The 17829-nt window shown below is 73.3% G+C and carries 17 protein-coding genes; 11 read left to right on the forward strand and 6 right to left on the reverse strand.

Annotated elements, in window-relative coordinates; all coding sequences use genetic code 11:
• Positions 1-479 precede the first annotated feature (479 nt).
• Positions 480-1688, forward strand: a complete 1209-nt coding sequence (locus C6N31_RS22250) for a phosphodiester glycosidase family protein (RefSeq protein ID WP_244808995.1) — start codon at positions 480-482, stop codon at positions 1686-1688.
• 27 nt (positions 1689-1715) lie between these two features.
• Here C6N31_RS22250 and C6N31_RS22255 read toward each other — a convergent pair whose 3' ends face one another.
• Positions 1716-2246 carry a universal stress protein gene (locus C6N31_RS22255; protein WP_138357202.1) on the reverse strand — a complete coding sequence of 177 codons (531 nt, stop codon included), beginning with the start codon at positions 2244-2246 and terminating at the stop codon, positions 1716-1718.
• Between the two features lie 160 nt (positions 2247-2406).
• Between C6N31_RS22255 and C6N31_RS44040 the strand changes: the two genes are divergently transcribed.
• Together C6N31_RS44040 and C6N31_RS22260 are read left to right on the forward strand one after the other, a co-directional pair.
• Positions 2407-2601 (forward strand): hypothetical protein, encoded by a 195-nt coding sequence (locus tag C6N31_RS44040; protein ID WP_232485508.1) that lies wholly within the window; start codon positions 2407-2409, stop codon positions 2599-2601.
• On the forward strand, positions 2598-4112 hold the full coding sequence (locus C6N31_RS22260; RefSeq protein WP_244808996.1) for a flavin-containing monooxygenase: 1515 nt from the start codon (positions 2598-2600) through the stop codon (positions 4110-4112). The genes C6N31_RS44040 and C6N31_RS22260 overlap by 4 nt, the downstream gene beginning before the upstream one ends.
• On the opposite strand, the gene C6N31_RS22265 is transcribed toward C6N31_RS22260, so the two are convergent.
• Positions 4097-5017: a phosphatase domain-containing protein gene (locus tag C6N31_RS22265; protein WP_198358035.1), complete on the reverse strand. Its 921-nt coding sequence runs from the start codon at positions 5015-5017 to the stop codon at positions 4097-4099. The genes C6N31_RS22260 and C6N31_RS22265 overlap by 16 nt on opposite strands.
• Before the next feature lie 5 nt (positions 5018-5022).
• A complete protein-coding gene (locus C6N31_RS22270) occupies positions 5023-6228 on the reverse strand; it encodes an RNA ligase (protein WP_307811525.1) in 1206 nt (401 codons plus the stop codon).
• 131 nt (positions 6229-6359) lie between these two features.
• On the opposite strand from C6N31_RS22270, the gene C6N31_RS22275 reads away from it, so the two are divergent.
• The 4 genes from C6N31_RS22275 (at position 6360) to C6N31_RS22290 (ending at position 10488) form a co-directional block, all read left to right on the forward strand.
• Positions 6360-7139, forward strand: a complete 780-nt coding sequence (locus tag C6N31_RS22275) for an SGNH/GDSL hydrolase family protein (RefSeq protein WP_198358037.1) — start codon at positions 6360-6362, stop codon at positions 7137-7139.
• Positions 7140-7217: 78 nt separating this feature from the next.
• Complete coding sequence (purB, locus tag C6N31_RS22280; RefSeq protein WP_138357207.1) at positions 7218-8651, forward strand: adenylosuccinate lyase; 1434 nt, start codon at positions 7218-7220, stop codon at positions 8649-8651.
• The gene (gene mug, locus C6N31_RS22285) at positions 8648-9202 is read left to right on the forward strand and encodes a G/U mismatch-specific DNA glycosylase (RefSeq protein WP_138357208.1); all 555 of its coding nucleotides are present in this window, start codon (positions 8648-8650) and stop codon (positions 9200-9202) included. Before purB ends, mug begins: the two co-directional genes overlap by 4 nt.
• Before the next feature lie 128 nt (positions 9203-9330).
• The gene (locus C6N31_RS22290; protein ID WP_138357209.1) at positions 9331-10488 is read left to right on the forward strand and encodes an ROK family protein; all 1158 of its coding nucleotides are present in this window, start codon (positions 9331-9333) and stop codon (positions 10486-10488) included.
• An 84-nt stretch (positions 10489-10572) separates the two neighbouring features.
• Here the strand turns inward: C6N31_RS22290 and C6N31_RS22295 are convergent, their stop codons facing one another.
• Entirely contained in the window at positions 10573-11346 is a 774-nt protein-coding gene (locus C6N31_RS22295) for a GntR family transcriptional regulator (protein WP_138357210.1), read from the reverse strand.
• A 352-nt stretch (positions 11347-11698) separates the two neighbouring features.
• Between C6N31_RS22295 and C6N31_RS22300 the strand changes: the two genes are divergently transcribed.
• Positions 11699-12352: an NADPH-dependent F420 reductase gene (locus C6N31_RS22300; protein ID WP_138357211.1), complete on the forward strand. Its 654-nt coding sequence runs from the start codon at positions 11699-11701 to the stop codon at positions 12350-12352.
• Positions 12353-12540: 188 nt separating this feature from the next.
• Positions 12541-13374, forward strand: a complete 834-nt coding sequence (locus C6N31_RS22305; RefSeq protein WP_164299417.1) for an alpha/beta fold hydrolase — start codon at positions 12541-12543, stop codon at positions 13372-13374.
• Here C6N31_RS22305 and C6N31_RS22310 read toward each other — a convergent pair.
• Complete coding sequence (locus tag C6N31_RS22310; RefSeq protein WP_138357212.1) at positions 13352-14314, reverse strand: DMT family transporter; 963 nt, start codon at positions 14312-14314, stop codon at positions 13352-13354. The genes C6N31_RS22305 and C6N31_RS22310 overlap by 23 nt on opposite strands.
• A 46-nt stretch (positions 14315-14360) precedes the next feature.
• On the opposite strand from C6N31_RS22310, the gene pdxR reads away from it, so the two are divergent.
• Together pdxR and C6N31_RS22320 are read left to right on the forward strand one after the other, a co-directional pair.
• Positions 14361-15809: a MocR-like pyridoxine biosynthesis transcription factor PdxR gene (gene pdxR / locus C6N31_RS22315; RefSeq protein WP_138357213.1), complete on the forward strand. Its 1449-nt coding sequence runs from the start codon at positions 14361-14363 to the stop codon at positions 15807-15809.
• 145 nt (positions 15810-15954) lie between these two features.
• The gene (locus C6N31_RS22320) at positions 15955-17328 is read left to right on the forward strand and encodes an MFS transporter (protein WP_138357214.1); all 1374 of its coding nucleotides are present in this window, start codon (positions 15955-15957) and stop codon (positions 17326-17328) included.
• Between the two features lie 16 nt (positions 17329-17344).
• Here the strand turns inward: C6N31_RS22320 and C6N31_RS22325 are convergent, their stop codons facing one another.
• Complete coding sequence (locus C6N31_RS22325; RefSeq protein WP_138357215.1) at positions 17345-17755, reverse strand: VOC family protein; 411 nt, start codon at positions 17753-17755, stop codon at positions 17345-17347.
• Positions 17756-17829: the final 74 nt, after the last annotated feature.

Raw genomic sequence — 17829 nt, forward strand, 5'->3', positions numbered from 1 at the left:
AGAAGGACACCGGCCGGGACAAGCCGACCGACGGCCCGATCACGATCGACTAGCGCCCGGGAGGCAGCGCGCCACCGGCGCGGCCGGAGCTCCACGAAGGGACCGGCGGACAGGGGTTGGGCCCCCGTCCGCCGGTCCCTTCGGCATGTCCGGCACGGCAGGACGGTCGGGTGCGCTACGCCAACAGCGGGAACGGAACGGCGTACGCGGCTGCCGGTGGCCCTGACCGGGAAGAAGGACCGAGCGGTCCGCCGTCCTCCGCCCGACCGGCTGCGGTGGCCACTCCCCCAGGCGGCAACGGCCGCTGTCACCGCGGCACGTCACCGCACGTGTCACCGAGCACGTGTCAGCACACACGCGTCGTCGCACAGGCAAGAAAGGTCCGGCCCATGCTCCGCGCCACCTCGCGCCTGCCCGCCGGTCCATCCGGCTCCCGCGGTCACTCCCGGCCCGGGCGCCGCTTACGTACGGCGGTCGTGGTGACCGCCGTCTGGAGCGCCCTGCTCGTCGTGGCGGCGCCGGGGAGCGCCGACGCCGATCCGGGCCTGCGGCTCTCGAACGCGGCACATCTGGCGCCCGGCGTGCGGTACGAGACGTTCTCGGTGACCGCGTCCCACGGAACCGCGCACGGCCACCTCCTGACGGTCGATCTGGACGACGCGCGCGTGAAGATCGAGCTGCTGCGGCCCGGCACGAGTGGCGCGGTGACCGGCATCCGGGCACCGGTGTCCCGGCTGGCCGACGCGCGCGGCGCGGTCGCCGCCGTCAACGGCGACTTCTTCGACATCACCGAGGTCGAGCATCCGGGCGTGCGGCCGACCGGTTCCACCGTAGGCCCGGCCGTCGCGGACGGACGACCGCTCAAGGCCGCTGTTCCGGACGGCCAGCGCTACGGGCCCGCGCTGGTGCCGGGAGCCACCGACGAGGACGTGCTGGGCATCGGAGCCGACGGGGCTGCCCGGCTGGACCGGCTGCGGCTGCGGGGCGCCGTCGTCACCCCGGCCGGGACCTGGGAGCTCGCCGGCTTCAACCAGTACGCACTGCCCGTGGATGGCATCGGTGCGTACACCTCCGCCTGGGGACCCGCCTCTCGCGCACGGGCCAGCTGCGGAACCAACGACGTTCGCGCCGCCGCCTGCGGCACCGACCCCTACGAAGTGACGGTGCACCACGGTCGCGTCACCTCGGCCTCGGCCACCCTGGGCGAAGGCGTCGTCCCGCGCGGGTCGGTCGTCCTGGTGGGGCGCGAGGCCGGCGCCCGCGCACTGCGCCGGCTGCGGATCGGTGACCCCGTACCCGTCCGGCACCGCCTCCGGGCCACCGGAAGCGTCCCGTTGGCCTTCGCGATCGGCGGGTATCCGGTGCTGCGCGGCGGCGTCCCGCTCGACGGCCTCGACGAGACCGCCGCCGCCACCCGGACCGCCGCCGGCTTCAGCGGCCAAGGCCGCCGGTTGTACCTGCTGGCCCTGGACAGCGGCGCCGAGCACGACGACGGACTGACCCTCGGCGAACTGGCCCGCCTGCTGCGCGCCCTCGGAGCCGACGGCGCCGTCGATCTCGACGGAGGCGGCTCGTCCACCCTCGTCACCCGGCCCCCGGGCGCCGCGCACAGCACGGTGCGGAACCATCCGTCCGGCGTGCCCGAACGCCCGGTGCCGAACGGGATCGGCGTGATCTCCTCCGCGTGACGCCACCGCCCTACCGCACAGACACGCTCACGCCCCGTGGTGCTCCGGACCGTGGTGCGGATGCGGCGGCGGGGGGCCGGTCGGCGGGGGCGGGATCGAGCCGAGACCGGGGGCGGGTTCGGGCCACACCAGCAGGACGGGACAGGGCGCGTGGTCGACGACGAAACGGCCGTCGCGCCCCAGACTGCGCGGCCCCAGCCGGTGGAGGTCGCCGTCCCGCGCACAGATCAGCAGTTCGGCGCCCTCCGCCGCCCGGACCACCTCCCGAGCGATGCGCCCGTGGACCTGCAGCCGGGCCGCGGGCCGGCCGAGCCGGTCGGCCGCCGCTTCCAGGAGTTCGGCGCCGGCCGTCGCGGACAGCGCCTCCAGATAGTCGCCCGGATCGCGCTCGCGGTGACCGCGGCCGAGCAGACCGGCGAACGCGCCGTGCGCGGCGGCCTCGACGTCGTCACCGGTGACATGGAGCAGGGTGAGTTCGGCCGTGTCCGGAACGTGTGAGCGGGCGGCGTCCACGGTCGCCTGCCAAGCGCCCTCGGTGATCCAAATAATCGTGGTCACGGGTCGTCGGGCCTCCGGTCGTCGGACTTCCGGTCGTCTGCGGCGCCACTCACAGTGCCACAGCGACGGCCGGCTCAGCGGGAGCGGCGTCCCTTAGCCTGTAAGGGCTATGGCGCACGCCGGGCGGTGAGCGGAGTGTCGGAGTATGCAGATGAAGCAGATGACCAGGAACCCATGGCTCTTGCTCGCCCTGCCGATCATTCCGCTGGTGGCCCTGCTGCGACGGTTCCGGCGCCGGGTGCGGCCGGGCGGCGGCGGTCCCGGCGGTCCGCCGCCCGCCGGCGTCCGCGAACCACGCCGGCCGAAGCCGTCCCTCCCCGCGGCGGCGCTCTCCCGCTCGGAGCCGGGTGCGTGAACCCCCCGATCGGTGACGACGCGCCCGCGGAACACGTCGACGTGCTGATCGTCGGTGCCGGCCTGTCCGGGATCGGCGCCGCCTGCCATCTCCGGCGGGAGACCCCGAACAGGACGTTCGCGATCCTGGAGGCCCGCGAGGCGATCGGTGGCACCTGGGACCTGTTCCGCTACCCCGGCGTCCGGTCGGACTCCGACATGCAGACGCTGGGGTACACGTTCCGGCCCTGGACCGGCGCCAAGGCGATCGCCGACGGGGACGCGATCCGCGAGTACGTCCGCGACACCGCCCGCGAGCACGGAGTGGACGGCGCGATCCGCTTCCGCCACCGCGCGGTGCGCGCGGAATGGTCCTCGGAACAGGCGCTGTGGACCGTGCACGTCCTCCGCACCGGCACCGGCGACACGGTCCGGATGACGTGCGCGTTCCTGTTCGTCTGCTCCGGCTACTACCGCTACGACCAGGGCTACACACCGGACTTCCCCGGCACCGGGGACTTCACCGGCACGATCGTGCACCCCCAGCACTGGCCGGCGGATCTCGACTACGCGGGCAAGCGCGTCGTGGTCATCGGCAGCGGCGCCACCGCCGTCACCCTCGTGCCGTCGATGGCGACCACGGCCGGGCACGTGACGATGCTGCAGCGCTCACCGAGCTATGTGCTGTCCATGCCGTCCCGCGACGCCCTCGCCGACCGGCTGCGCCGGCTGCTCCCCGCGAAGGCCGCCCACCCGGCCATCAAATGGAAGAACGTCCTGCTGGCCACCCTGAGCTTCCAGCTCAGCCGCCGTGCGCCCCGGCTGCTCAAGGCCGTACTGCGCAAGGGCGTACGGAAGCAGCTCCCGCTCGGCTACGACATCGACACGCACTTCGCCCCGCGCTACAACCCGTGGGACCAGCGACTGTGCCTCGTCCCGGACGGCGACCTGTTCAAGGCCGTCAGCGACGGCCGGGCGTCGATCGTGACGGACCGCATCGAGACCTTCACCGAGAACGGCCTGCGCCTGGAGTCCGGCGCCGAGCTCGACGCGGACGTCGTCGTCACCGCGACCGGACTCAACCTGCTGGCCATCGGCGGCATGACACTGGCCGTCGACGGCACGGAGATCGACCTCGCCGGAACCGTCGCGTACAAGGGCATGATGCTCTCCGGCGTACCGAACTTCGCCCTCGCCCTCGGCTACACCAACGCCTCCTGGACGCTCAAGTGCGACCTGGTCAGCCAGTACGTGTGCCGGTTGCTCAACCACATGGCCGCGCACGGATACCGGGCCTGCACCCCGCTGGCCCCGGAGCCGTCGCTGCCCCTGGAGCCCCTCATCGACCTGCGGTCCGGCTATGTGCGGCGCAGCGCAGCCGCGCTGCCCAAGCAGGGCCCGACCGCGCCCTGGCGGCTGTACCAGAACTACCCGCGCGACATCCTGATGCTGCGGCACGGCCCGCTGGAGGACGCGGGCGTCCGGTTCAGCCGCCTGCCGGCCACCGAGCCCCTGGCTCAGAAACTCCCGTAGTTGACCTGCCAGGTCGGCAGGCCCATCCGGCGCCAGATCGCCACGACCCGGTCGCGGTCGTCCAGGCTGACGCGCACGTTGTAGCGGTCGCGGACGTGCGCGTCGAACAGCTCGGCCTTGACGATGTCGTCGCGGCGCGTGTCACCGGCGTGCCGCATCCACAGCTCGTCGCAGGGCACGTCGTGTGCCGCGATCCAGGCCTCGGTCTGGGCGCGGAACTCCTCACCGCGGCCGGACAGCAGCACGATCCGGTCGCCGTTCGCCTTCTGGAAGGCGACGAGGGCGTCGCGCACCGAGGTGTTCAGGCCGTCCTGCTCGCAGCGGCTGAAGTCGTACGGGTTGCGGTTCTGGTTGATCGCGAGGGTGCCGTCGATGTCGCACATCACCGCGTCGGGCAGGGTCGTGTCCGCGGTGTAGAGCTGGACGGCGGGTGTGTCGTTCATCCAGGCGTCGGTGAGCCGCCAGCCGCCTCGGGTGGACTTGGCGTGCTTGTCGGCCAGGATGCGGATGATCTCCTCACCCACGGGGTTGGCGCGGGCCGCGTCGCGGCGCAGGCACTCCTCGATCGGCACATCGGTGAAGTCGTGCACGACGAAGACCGCCAGGCCGCCGACGGCGGCCTTGAGCCGCTTGGGGATGTTCGGGGTCAGATGGGTGTTGTCGACGACGACGTCGAAACCGGCGGCGACCGTCTCCCGCACGGCGGCGTCCTGGATGGCGAGGACGGTCTGCTCGTGCTCGTGCGACCACTGCCGGCCGCCGCCGCTGCCGCCGTCACCGAGCATGACCCGCAGGTCGTCGAGGTTGACACGCCGGACGCGGCCTTCGGAGTCGGCGCACAGCTTGCGGGCGGCGGTGGTCTTCCCGGAGGCGGGCAGACCGGTCATGACGTGCACGGTGGGCATCGGGTTCAGCCTTCTTCGTCGTTCGCGAAAGGGTCGGAGGGGCCAGGCTTGATCGCCCGCCAGAACTGTAGATCGACGTTCTGTCCGTCGAGCAGCTGGAACATGGTGCCGCGCACCGTCCGGTCGCTGATCCGCTGGATGGCGCGGGCGAACGCGGCCCGGTCGTGGCCGAGCGGCGCGAGGGCCGCGAACTCCTCCCGGGCGCTCGCGGCCAGCGCTTCGGCCTGTGCCTCGAGACCTTCCACGATGCCGCGCACCCAGGCGTCGAACTCGTCCGGGACCTGTTCCAGCAGCGCGTCGAGCGGACCGGTGCCGCTCGCCGCGTAGGCGGCCAGTTCCTGCGGCCGGCAGCCGAGGATCTGGGTGAGCCGCTTGGGGTCGCGGTCGGCGAACCGCTGGATGCCGAGGCTGCGCCAGATGTCCCGTTCGGTGACACCGGTGATGACCTTGTGCAGCCGCACGTAGTCCGCGGTCTTGGCCTTCGTCCGCACCCCGGAGGCGAACCGCAGGACGTATCCCTCGGCGTCCGTTCCGGTGACCTCCTGACCGTCGATCCGGATGTTGTCGGCCGTCATCTCGAGCAGCCGGGCCAGCTCGGGCGCGGGCCAGCTACGGACCACGGAGCCGATCGGCCGCCACTCCACCGCGGCCTCGCCGAGGACGCGCTCGGTGCCGTCGTGCGCGTACGCCGCGAGCAGCACGAGGTCGCGCCGCTCGCCGTAGTTCACGACGATGCGGTTCTCCGGGTACAGGATCTCGACGAGGTAGGTGCTCCGCGGGTCGAGCGCGCCGGTGTCGGCGGCCCGCAGCCGCCGCGTCGCCCAGGTGGCCTGTTCCGACGTGAACGAGCCCTTGGAGGCGACGTGCCAGCGCTCGTCGTAGTGGAAGACGATGCCGAGCGATCCGTCGACCTTGTCGTACACCTCGAACGGCTCGACGGGCAGTGCCGGCGCGTACGGCAGCCCGAGCCCGTGCTCCCCGACGTTGAAGATCTTCTCGAACGGCCACGCCACGATCGCACCGGTCTCGTCGTCGGCCACCAGACCGCGGCAGCGGGTGGTGACGGCGTTCCAGGCGCGCTCGTACTGGCAGGTGCGCGTGTAGGTGTAGATCGAGAGGGGCAGTTCGGGGTGCTGCTTGCGCGAGACGTGTCCCGACTCGATGGCCGCGACGAGGTCTTCGGGCTTGACGAGGGTTTCGAGGTCGGTCACGGCTGCTCCTGGTCGGGTCATGGGGTGTCTGATGCAGCGTGACCGGTATCGCTGGTTCGTGCGATCGAATTATTGATCATCATCGGTCGCGCAGCGGACACCGCCCGGTGGCGGGTAGGATCGCCCGCGCCATGCAGATGAATGCCACGTACACCAGTTTTGTCGCGGTCGGCGACTCCTTCACCGAGGGAATGTCCGACGCCCTCCCGGACGGTTCGTACCGGGGATGGGCCGACCTGGTCGCCGGGCGCCTCGCCGCCCGTGCCCCCGGTTTCCGGTACGCCAACCTCGCGGTGCGGGGCAAGCTCATCCGGCAGATCGCGGACGAGCAGGTGGACACCGCCGCCGCGATGCGCCCCGACCTCGTCACGCTGGTCGGCGGGCTCAACGACACCTTGCGGCCCAAGTGCGACGTCGACGCGGTCTGCGCGCTGCTGGAGCAGTCCGTCGAGAAGCTGGCGCCCGACTGCGGGCAGCTCGTCCTCATGCGCAGCCCGATCCGCCGGGGACCCGTCGCGGCCCGCTTCCTGCCGCGTATGGAGCAGCTCTTCGCGTTCCTCGACGCCCTCGCGGAACGGCACGGCGCGATCGTGGTCGACCTCTACGGGTCGGGGGTGCTCGGCGATCCGCAGATGTGGGCCGACGACCGGCTGCATCTGAACGCCGAGGGCCACCGCCGGGTGGCGGAGGCGGTCTGGCAGGCGCTCGGCCACGAGCCGGAGTCGGACTGGACGGAGCTGCTGCCGCCCGCCGTGCCGCCGGGCTGGGTGACGCGGCGCGGCGCCGACCTGCGCTTCACGCGCGAGCACCTGGTGCCGTGGATCGGCCGGCGGCTGACCGGCCGCTCCTCGGGCGACGGTATGCCGCCCAAGCGCGGCGAGCTGCTCCCGTACCCGGGCGACCAGGGCTGACCAGCGCCGACACGGTCTTCCTGCGGCCGATCCGGCCGGGGCGCTGGCCTGCGCCGACGCGCAGTAGACTCTCTGCACGTGACTGCTAAGCCTCGTATCCCGAACGTCCTGGCCGGCCGCTACGCCTCCGCGGAGCTCGCCACCTTGTGGTCCCCCGAGCAGAAGGTGGTGCTGGAGCGCCGTCTGTGGCTCGCCGTCCTGCGGGCGCAGAAGGACCTCGGTATCGAGGTGCCCGAGCAGGCGCTCGCCGATTACGAGCGGGTGCTGGAGCAGGTCGACCTCGCCTCCATCGCCGAGCGCGAGAAGATCACCCGGCACGATGTGAAGGCCCGCATCGAGGAGTTCAACGCTCTCGCCGGGCACGAGCAGGTCCACAAGGGCATGACGTCGCGCGACCTCACCGAGAACGTCGAGCAGCTGCAGATCCGGCTGTCGCTGGAGCACGTCCGCGACCGCACGGTCGCGGTGCTGACCCGGCTGGGGAAGCTCGCGGCCGAGTACGCCGAGCTGGTCATGGCCGGCCGTTCGCACAATGTCGCCGCGCAGACCACCACCCTGGGCAAGCGCTTCGCGACGACCGCGGACGAGCTGCTGGTGGCCTTCGAGCGGGTCGAGGACCTGCTGGGCCGCTACCCGCTGCGCGGTATCAAGGGCCCGGTCGGCACCTCGCAGGACATGCTGGACCTGCTGGGCGGCGACACCGCCAAGCTCGCCGAGCTGGAGGACCGGATCGCCGGTCACCTGGGCTTCTCGCGGGCCTTCACCTCCGTCGGCCAGGTCTACCCGCGCTCGCTGGACTACGACGCGGTGACCGCGCTGGTGCAGCTGGCCGCGGCCCCCTCGTCGCTGGCCAAGACGATCCGGCTGATGGCCGGGCACGAGCTGGTCACCGAGGGCTTCAAGCCCGGTCAGGTCGGCTCGTCCGCGATGCCGCACAAGATGAACACCCGATCCTGCGAGCGCGTCAACGGCCTCGCGGTGATCCTGCGCGGCTACGCCTCGATGGTCGGCGAGCTGGCGGGCGACCAGTGGAACGAGGGCGACGTGTCCTGCTCGGTGGTGCGCCGGGTCGCGCTGCCGGACGCGTTCTTCGCCTTCGACGGTCTGCTGGAGACGTTCCTGACGGTGCTGGACGAGTTCGGCGCCTTCCCGGCTGTCATCGCCCGTGAGCTGGACCGCTACCTGCCGTTCCTGGCCACCACGAAGGTGCTGATGGGCGCGGTGCGCGCGGGTGTGGGGCGCGAGATCGCGCACGAGGTCATCAAGGAGCACGCGGTGGCCTCCGCGCTCGCGATGCGTGAGAAGGGCGCCGAGCGCAACGAGCTGCTGGACCGGCTCGCCGAGGACGAGCGGATGCCGCTGGACCGGGCGCAGCTGGACGCGCTGATGGCCGACCGGCTGTCGTTCACCGGTGCCGCCGCCGGACAGGTCGCGGCCGTCGTGCAGCGGATCGCCGAGGTCGCCGAGCGGCACCCGAAGGCGGCCGCTTACGCGCCCGGAGCGATCCTCTGACGCCGGAGGAACTCGAAGCCGCCCGCGACCGCACCATCGAGGATGTGGTCGCGGGCGGCCTGCGTGTGCTGTTCTGCGGGATCAATCCGGGGCTGCTGTCCGCGGCGACCGGCCATCACTTCGCCCGGCCGGGCAACCGGTTCTGGCCGGTGCTGTACGCCTCGGGCTTCACTCCCCGGCTGCTCCTCCCCGCCGAGCAGCGGGAGCTGCTCTCGTACGGGCTCGGCATCACCAATGTCGCGGCGCGGGCCACGGCGCGGGCCGACGAGCTGAGCGCCGCGGAGATGGTGGAGGGCGGCCGGATCCTCGACGCCAAGGTGCGGCTGCTGGAGCCGGCGTGGCTGGCGGTGGCCGGTATCACCGCCTACCGGGTGGCCTTCGGCGAGAAGGACGCCCGGATCGGTCCGCAGGAGCGGACCATCGGCAGGACCCGGATCTGGGCGCTGCCGAACCCCAGCGGCCTCAACGCCCACTGGACGGCCGCGGCCATGGCGGAGGAGTTCGGACGGCTGCGCGCGGCCGCCGACGACCCGGATCCGGGCGCCCGCTAGGGACTTGGGGAGGCTCCGGAGATGCTCCGGCGGCGACCGGCGCGGCGCCGGCTGCAACGGCACTCGCCGCGCGGCCGCTGGCCAGGTACGATCCGCCCACATACACGCGCTGGCTGGGAGGACATACGTTGGGGCGGCTCACCGGCGGGGATCCATCCCTGCTGCGACGGATCAATTCCGCGGTGGTCCTCCACGCGCTGCGCGGGTCCCAGACCCCCACTCTCACCGAGCTGGTGCACAGCACCGGCCTCTCCCGGCCGACCGTCGAGGGCGTCATCGAGGGGCTGACGGAGTCCCGGCTGGTGGTGGAGGCCCCGGCCGAGCCCGGTGACGCCCGCAAGCAGGGCCGGCCGGCCCGCCGCTTCCGGTTCCACGCCGAGGCGGGCCATCTGCTGGGCATCGAGATCGGCGCGCACCAGGTGCGTGCGGTGCTGTCCGACCTCAGCGGCCAGCTGCTGGGCTCGCTGGGCCATGACGTGGCGGAGGCGGCTTCCGCGGACGACCGGCTGGACCGGGTCCGCGGCACTGTCGCCGAGCTGCTGCGCAAGTGCGGGGTGGCGCGCAGCACGCTTTGGGCGGTCGGGGTCGGCAGCCCCGGCATCGTCGAGGCCGACGGCGCGGTGCGGTTGAGCACGGCGCTGCCGGGCTGGACGGGTCTGCCGCTCGGCGAGCGGCTGCAGCGGTCGTTCCGCTGTCCGGTGCTGGTGGAGAACGACGCGAATGTCGCGGCCGTCGCCGAGCACTGGAAGGGCGTCGGCATGGGGACCGACGACATGGTCTTCGTGCTGGCCGGGCTGAGCCCGGGTGCCGGTTCGCTGATCGGCGGCCGGCTGCACCGCGGCTTCGGCGGTGCGGCGGGCGAGATCGGGGCGCTGCACCTGCTGGGGCAGGAGGTGACACCGGAGCATCTGCTGTCGACCACCGGGACGCCGCTGCACCCGCTGGACGAGTCGGCTGTCGCCCGGGTCTTCGCGCTCGCCAAGGGCGGCGATGTGCAGGCCAAGGAGGCCGTGGACCGGTATCTGCGGCGGCTGGTGCACGATGTGGCGGCCCTGGTGCTCGCTCTCGACCCCGAGCTGGTCGTGATCGGCGGCTGGGCGGCGGGCCTGGACGGCGTCCTGGAGCCGCTGCGCGACCAGCTGGCGCGCTACTGTCTGCGGCCGCCCGAGGTGACGCTGTCGGCGCTGGGCCAGGAGGCCATCGCGACCGGGGCGCTGCGGCTGGCGCTGGACCACGTCGAGGAGCAGTTGTTCGCCGTCGAGCAGACCTCACTCCCCCGGCGCTGAGCCGAAAGCACCCTCCCGACCGACAGCACATGAGCACCGGAACCCCCAGGGTTCCGGTGCTCATGTGCGTACGACGATGTGTGCTCAGGACGCCTGGCGGCGCTCCTGCTCCTCGTGGGGGGTGACCTCCACGGTGCCGGTGTCACCGAAGGTGAGCCGGCAGGTGTCCGCGCGGTAGGTGGAGATCGCGACGGCGGCGACCTGGCCGGCCGCGAAGTAACGCGTGGTGACGACGAGGACCGGGGCACCGGGCAGCCGGTCGAGCTGCTTGGCGTCCTCGGCTCGGGCCGAGCCCAGCTCCACGGCGCGGTCCTCGCCCTCCAGGTCCAGCCGCTGCAGCTCCCGCAGCACGGCGGGCGCGTGGCTCGCCGGGGTCAGCAGACCGGGCAGTCCGGGGACCGACTCGGCGGGAACGTAGAGCAGTTCGGTGGCGACCGGCTGGCCGTTCATGACGCGTTCGCGCCGGATGGTGTGCACCGGGACCCCGCCGGCGCTGTCGAAGAGACGGGCGACGGCGGCCGGGGCGACGGCCTCGGCACAGCCGACCGTGCGCCAGGTGTCGTTGCCGATACCGGGCCAGGCGTTGTCCGTCGGACCGACGGCCACACCCATGCGGGGCGGGGCGACGGTGGTGCCGACACCACGGCGGCGCTGCAGCCGGCCTTCCAGCTCGAGCTGCTCCAGGGCCTGGCGGAGCGTGGCCCGCGCGACACCGAAACGGGCGGCGAGGTCACGCTCGTTGGGCAGGATCTCGCCCACCGAGAACTCGGAGTCGAGCGCGTCATTGAGCACGGTCTTCAGGTGCCAGTACTTCGGCTCCTGAACCTCCTGCGTCGCCTCGAGCTGCGTGGTCCCCACCCTGTCCTCACAATCGCTGGGGCCCTGTGCGGGCCTTGTTCAGCCTTGTTTCGGAACCCCTATTTATTAAAGGTCCTTGCACTACTAAGGCGACGATAGGGCGGGCCTCCCCCTTGGTCAAGACCAATCATCGTTCCGGTCCCTGACCAGGGACGCCTCGTACGCATGACGTTCACGCGATGTTGATGCCGCGCCACAGGGGCGCCGGCCGGTCACGGAGCGTCGGCTCCCCACGCATCAGATACCACCCGACCGGCCGTGCCGATGTCCAGGCGGGGCGGCGGGGGCGGAGCCACAATGAGGCCGGGCCGCCACAGCGGTGGCGGCCGGTGCGGGAACGAAGGGGAACCGGATGCGTTACGCGGTACTGGGTACGGGCGAGGTCGGCCGGACGCTCGCGGGCAAGCTCGTCGCGCTGGGCCACGAGGTGACGCTGGGCTCGCGTACGAAGGACAACGCGGCGGCGCTGGCCTGGGCGCAGGAGGCCGGTCCCGGTGGGCACAACGGGACGTTCGCGGATGCGGCGGCCTTCGGCGAGGTCGTCGTCAACGCCACCGGGGGCATGGTGTCGCTGCAGGCACTGGAGGCGGCGGGTGCGGCGAACCTCGCGGGGAAGCTGCTGGTCGACGTCGCCAATCCGCTGGCGTTCGCGGACGGCGAAGTGGTCCTGGACCCGGTGGGTTCGGACAGTCTGGGCGAGCGGATCCAGCGGGCGTTTCCGGAGGCCCGGGTGGTGAAGACGCTCAACACGGTCAACTCGGCGGTGATGGTGGATCCTTCGCGGGTGCCGGGTGAGCATGTGCTGTTCCTGAGCGGGGAGGACGCGGCGGCGAAGGATCAGACGGCCGCGCTGCTGGCGGAGTTCGGCTGGCCGCGCGAGCGGGTCGTGGACCTCGGCGGCATCACGTCGGCACGCGGTACCGAGGCCTATCTGCTGCTGTGGGTGAAGGCCATGGGCGCCCTGGGGCACGCCGACTTCAACGTCACACTGCAGCGGGCCGGTTGACCGCTGTCCCGCCCTCCACCGGGGAGGGAGGGGCCCCGACCGAGACGGGGGCGCCCGGTCGGGGCTGCTGGCCGGGCCGGCAGCGAACACCGGCCCGTATCCAGTGAACTCACGGTGCCCCATAGGAGTTCCCGGGCTTCCCCGATACCCTTCCTGACGTCATGTCTATCAACGGTCAGGAGCGCTCCATGCCCCGAACCGCCTCCCTCGTCGAGGTCTCCCCCGCCGGTCTCCCGCCCGTTCTCGTCGCCTACGAGCGCCGCGGCGAGGGAGAGCCGCTGGTGCTGCTGCACGGCATCGGGCACCACCTGCAGGCATGGGACCCGGTGGCCGGTCTGCTCGCCGCCGAGCGGGACGTCATCGCCGTGGACCTGCCCGGCTTCGGCCAGTCCCCCGCTCAGCACGCGTCGGTCCCCAGCGACCTGCCGACGGCCGTCGCCGCGCTCGACGCCTTCTTCACCGCGCTCGGGCTCGACCGCCCGCATGTGGCGGGCAACTCCCTCGGCGGGCTCGTCGCCCTGCACCTGGGCCGCGAGCGGCTGGTGCGCAGTGTGACGGCGCTGTCCCCGGCCGGATTCTGGACCGAGTCGGAACGGCGCTACGCCTTCACGGTGCTGGGGGCGATGCGGCGCGGCGCCCTGCTGCTGCCGCCGACCACCGTGCAGCGGATGGCCCGCAGCACGGCCGGCCGCGCCGCGCTCACCAGCGCGATCTACTCCCGCCCCGGACAGCGCTCGCCGGAGGCCGTGGTGGCCGAGACGCGTGCCATGCGGGAGGCCGCCGGATTCGAGGCCACGCTGGCGGCGGGCCGGGCCGGCGTCGTCTTCAGCGACGACATCCCCGATGTCCCGGTGACCATCGCCTGGGGCACCCAGGACCGCGTCCTGCTGCGTCGCCAGGGGATCCGTGCCAAGCGCACCATCCCCGGCGCCCGGCTGATCCGGCTGCCCGGCTGCGGCCATGTGCCGATGAACGACGACCCGGAACTGGTGGCCCGGGTCATCCTCGACGGCTCGCGCTGACCGCCGTCCGGGCCTCTGCCGCCCCGCCCGTCAGGGCTCCGGTCCGTTCCCCCGGCGCGCGCCGGGCGAGCATTCCGGAGCCCACCGCGACACCCGCCGCGACCAGCAGGCTGCCCGCCAGCCGCCCCGGCCCGAAGGTGCCCACGCCGACCAGCGGCGCGGTCAGCGCCGCGGAGACCGGGATCAGCCCGGAGAAGAGCGTGGCGCGTTCGGCGCCGATCCGCTGCATCCCGGCGTACCAGCAGATGAAGCCGATGACGGTCGCCACGACGGCCTGCCAGCCCAGCGCCACCGCCTCGCCCGTGTCGGGCAGCCGCAGCGCGGCCCGCCCGTCGAGCAGCAGTCCGAGGAGTCCGGCCTCGACGGCGGCGAAGCCGCAGACGCAGGTCGACAGCAGTCGTGGACCCAGCGGTCCGACCAGCGGTGCGGCGACCACCGCGAAGGCGACCTCCCCGGCCAGCGCCGCCACCGACCACACCAGCCCGGCCGTGTCCGAGCCGCCCCATCCCTGGACGGCGAAGGCCCCGCCCGCGACGAGCAGCGCACCGGCCAGCACCGCGCGGGAGGGACGCCGGCCGGCCAGCAGCGGCACGAGTACCGCCACGACGATCGGCGCGCAGCCCACCAGGACGCCGGGCACCGCGGGTTCCGCGCTGCCCTCGGCGGCGAGCACCGCGAGGTTGAAGCCGACCATGCCGGTCGCGGCGAGCACCGCGAGCCGCAGCCACTGCCGCCCGGTGAGCGCACGCAGCCGGACGGCCGTGTCACTGGTGCTTCTGAGCGTGAGCAGGGCGAGCAGTACGAAGGCGATGCCGTACCGCAGCGCCTGGCCTCCGGCGTGCGGGTAGTCGACGAGTGCGCCGTTGGCGGTGAAGGAGCCGCCGACCAGGACACAGGCGAGGGCGGCCAGGAGCGCTCCACGGCGCTGGAATGAGTTCATGCGATGACGCTATGAAGAGAACCGGTCCGGATTAAGGTCCAATCCCATGGCAGCTTCGAGGACCACTTCCGACGACGGCGACGGTGACGGAGCGGGCGGGACCGCCGCCTGGGAGCTGCTGCTCCCTTCGGCGGCCGCCCCGGCGCGCAGCCGTGGCCGCGCGCTGCAGGGGGCGCTGCGCGACGCGGTGCGGTCGGGCCGGCTGACGCCCGGCACCCAACTGCCGTCGAGCCGGGAGCTGGCCGCCGATCTGCGGGTGTCGCGCGGGCTGGTGACGGACGCGTACACGCAGCTGACCGCGGAGGGGTATCTGAGCGGCCGGCAGGGCTCCGGGACGTGGGTGACCAGTGCGTGCGCGGGTCCCGTGGCGCCCGCCCCCGGACCGTTCGCGGCGGACGACCGGGGCGGCCCCACGGACTTCCGGCCGGGGCTGCCGGATCTGTCGCTCTTCCCGCGCGCCGCCTGGTCGGCCGCCCACCGCAGGGTGCTGACGCGGCTGCCGCACCGGGCGTTCGGCTACCCCGATCCCCGCGGGCTGCCCGAACTGCGGGCCGCGCTCACCGATCTGCTGGCCCGCCGCCGTGGGGTCGCGGTGGAACCGGACCGGGTCGTGGTGTGCTCCGGGGTGGCGCAGGCGCACACCCTGATCGGCCTGGTCCTGCGGGACCGCGGGGAGCGCCGGGTGGCGGTGGAGGATCCGGGCAGCCCCGAACACACGGCGCTGTTCGCGGCGGCGGGGCTGGCGGCAGTGCCGGTGCCGGTGGACTGTGACGGCCTGGACCCGGCGGCGCTGGCCGCCACCGGGGTGCGGGCGGCCGTGGTCACCCCGGCCCACCAGTTCCCTTCGGGGGTGGCGTACACGGCCCGGCGGCGCGGTGAACTCGCCGACTGGGCCCGGGAGAGCGGCGGACTGCTGATCGAGGACGACTACGACGGGGACTTCCGCTACGACCGGGCGCCCGTCGGCGCCCTCCAGGGCCTGGCCCCCGGCCGGGTCGCCTACACCGGATCCGTCAGCAAATCGCTGGCTCCCGGACTGCGGCTGGGCTGGCTGGTCGCACCGGCGGAGCTCGCGGCCGAGGTCGCGGCACGCAAGCGGACGATGGACCTCGGCAATCCGGTGACCGAGCAGGCCGTCCTGGCGGAGTTCATCTCCGGCGGCCACTACGACCGGCAGTTGCGGCGCTGCCAGCGCCTGTACCGCATCCGCCGCAACACCCTGGCCGAGGCGCTGGAACGGCACTTCCCCGGGGCGCGGGTCAGCGGCATCGCGGCCGGACTGCATGTGATCGCGGCCCTGCCCGCGCGCTACGGACCCGAGCCGCGCTTCCTGGCGGCGGCCGCGGCGGCGGGTGTCGCGGTACGGCCGCTGTCCGACTACACCGTGCGCGGCGGCGGTGCGGACGACGGCCGGGTGCGCCTCGTCATGGGGTACGCGCACCTGTCGCCGGCGGACATCGAACGGTCGGTCGCCCTGCTGGCCGGGGGGCTTTGATCTCGAATCGGCAACGGCAGGTTTAACTTCTCGATACCCCCCTCTGTCGCAGTCGTCCCACTTGATAGATATGACGCAGCGCGTTCCTGTCGGTCGATAGGCGCTCCACCCCCTTTTGGCCTTCGTCCTGTTGAGAGGTACGCCCATGCCTCCGCGCCCCCGCGCGGCGGTCCTGCCCCTGGTCGCGGTCTTCGCCGCCGGGTATCTCGCCGCCTATCTGCTGCCCACCATCGTCGGGCACCTCGGTTCCTCCCCCGGTGGCCTCGGCCTGAGCAGCGCCCATGCGGGCGCTGTCGGCAGCGCACTGCTGCTCTCGTCGGCCGGTGCCGGACTGACCCTCGCCTCCCGCGTGGACCGCCTGGGGCCCGTCCGCCTCGCCCGCGCCGGCCTGCTGCTCATGGTGGCGGGCTTCGCCCTCGCCGCCGGCACGTCCCACGTTCCGCTGGTGGTCGCCGGCTGCGTCATCGGCGGCTTCGGCTCCGGGACGGCGACCGCGGTCGCCGCCGTCGGGATCGCCGCCCGCCAGGACCCGCACCGCGCCTCGGTACTGGGCCTGTTGACCACCTCGGCGACGGCCGGCGCGCTGTACCTGGTGCTGCCGCGACTCGGTGGCGGCCACGCGCTGCCGTTCGCCGCCATCGCCTGCGCCGCCGCGCTGGCGCTGCCCGCGGCCGGGCGGCTGCCGGCCGCACCGGACCGGGTGGCGTCACCGCGCCCCGACGCCGGCGTCCCGGCCCGGCTGCCGCACCGCCGCGCCGGCGCCGTGCTGGCCGTCGCCATGCTGTGCTGGTCGATGGCGCAGAACGCCCTGTGGGGCGTGAGCGGACGCATCGGCCTCGACCGGGCCGGACTCTCCGAGGCCGCGCTCGGCCTGGTCTTCGCCGTCGCCCTCGGTGGCGGTCTGGCCGGGGTCGGCGCGGCGGGCGCGCTCGGCTCCCGGCTCGGCCGCGCCGTCCCGATCGGTGTGGGCACCGCGGTCATCGCCACCTGTGTCGCGGTGAGCGCCTCGGCCGGCGGAGCCGTGCCGTTCGCGACCGGCGAGGTGCTCTGGAACACCGTCTACCCCGTGGTGCTCTCCTACCTGATCGGCCTGGCCGCCTCACTCGACGGGCAGGGCCGCTGGGCCGTGCTGGCCGGTTCCGCCTCCAACCTCGGCGTCGCGTGCGGACCGCTGGCCGGGACGCTGCTCGCCGGTCATGCCGGCTACCCGGTCATGGGCGCCGTACTGGCCTGCGTGCTGTTCGCCACCGCCGTGCCGCTCACCGCGGTCGCACTGCACAGCGGCGGCCGCGTCCTGCTGCCGGGCACCGTCCGTCGGCGCGGCGGCGCGGCCGCGGCGGCTGTCGCGGGCGCGGCCGGCGCCCCTGCGGGGGCCGTGCCAGAACTGGGCGGCACCGAACTGGTGGTGACCGATATCGAGGTCGCCCCGATGCCCGTGCCGGAAGCGGTACTCGTCCCGCCGGCGGCCGCGCCACCGGCCCTCCGCGAGGAACCGGCGGCGCAGCTCACCTCGGTCTAGCGCACGGCCGTGCGCGTCAGGAGTTGGACCACTGGCGGGTCGACAGGACCAGGCGGTAGCCGTCCGCGTCCTCGATCGTGACGCCCCACTGGTCCCAGTACGGGTTGTGCGCGGGCACGCGGGTGCCGCCGTGCTCCAGCAGGCGGGCGAGGAGGTCGGCCGAGACCTCGCCGTCGAGGTAGACGACGAGCAGGTCCTCGGCCGTCGGCCGGGGCTCGACCGGCTGTCCGGGGTCGTGCACCAGCTCCAGGTGCCAGGCCGCGTCCGGCCAGCCGGCCATCAGCAGGGAGTGGTCGCCGGGGGTGCCGTCCCCTTCATGGCGGTAGAGCACATCGAGGCCGAGACCGCCGATCCAGAAGCGTTCGGCCGCCGCCAGATCCTTCGACGGCCGCGCGATGCGGACGTGTGCCGTGCCGTTGGCTGCCATGAAACCCCCTGCCCTGGGGCCGCCACCCGCGGCGACCCGATATCGAGGAACCTACCGGGCCGTTGATCATCCGC

Origin of the sequence: Streptomyces fildesensis, from assembly GCF_016107395.1 — a bacterium.
GTDB lineage: Bacteria > Actinomycetota > Actinomycetes > Streptomycetales > Streptomycetaceae > Actinacidiphila > Actinacidiphila fildesensis.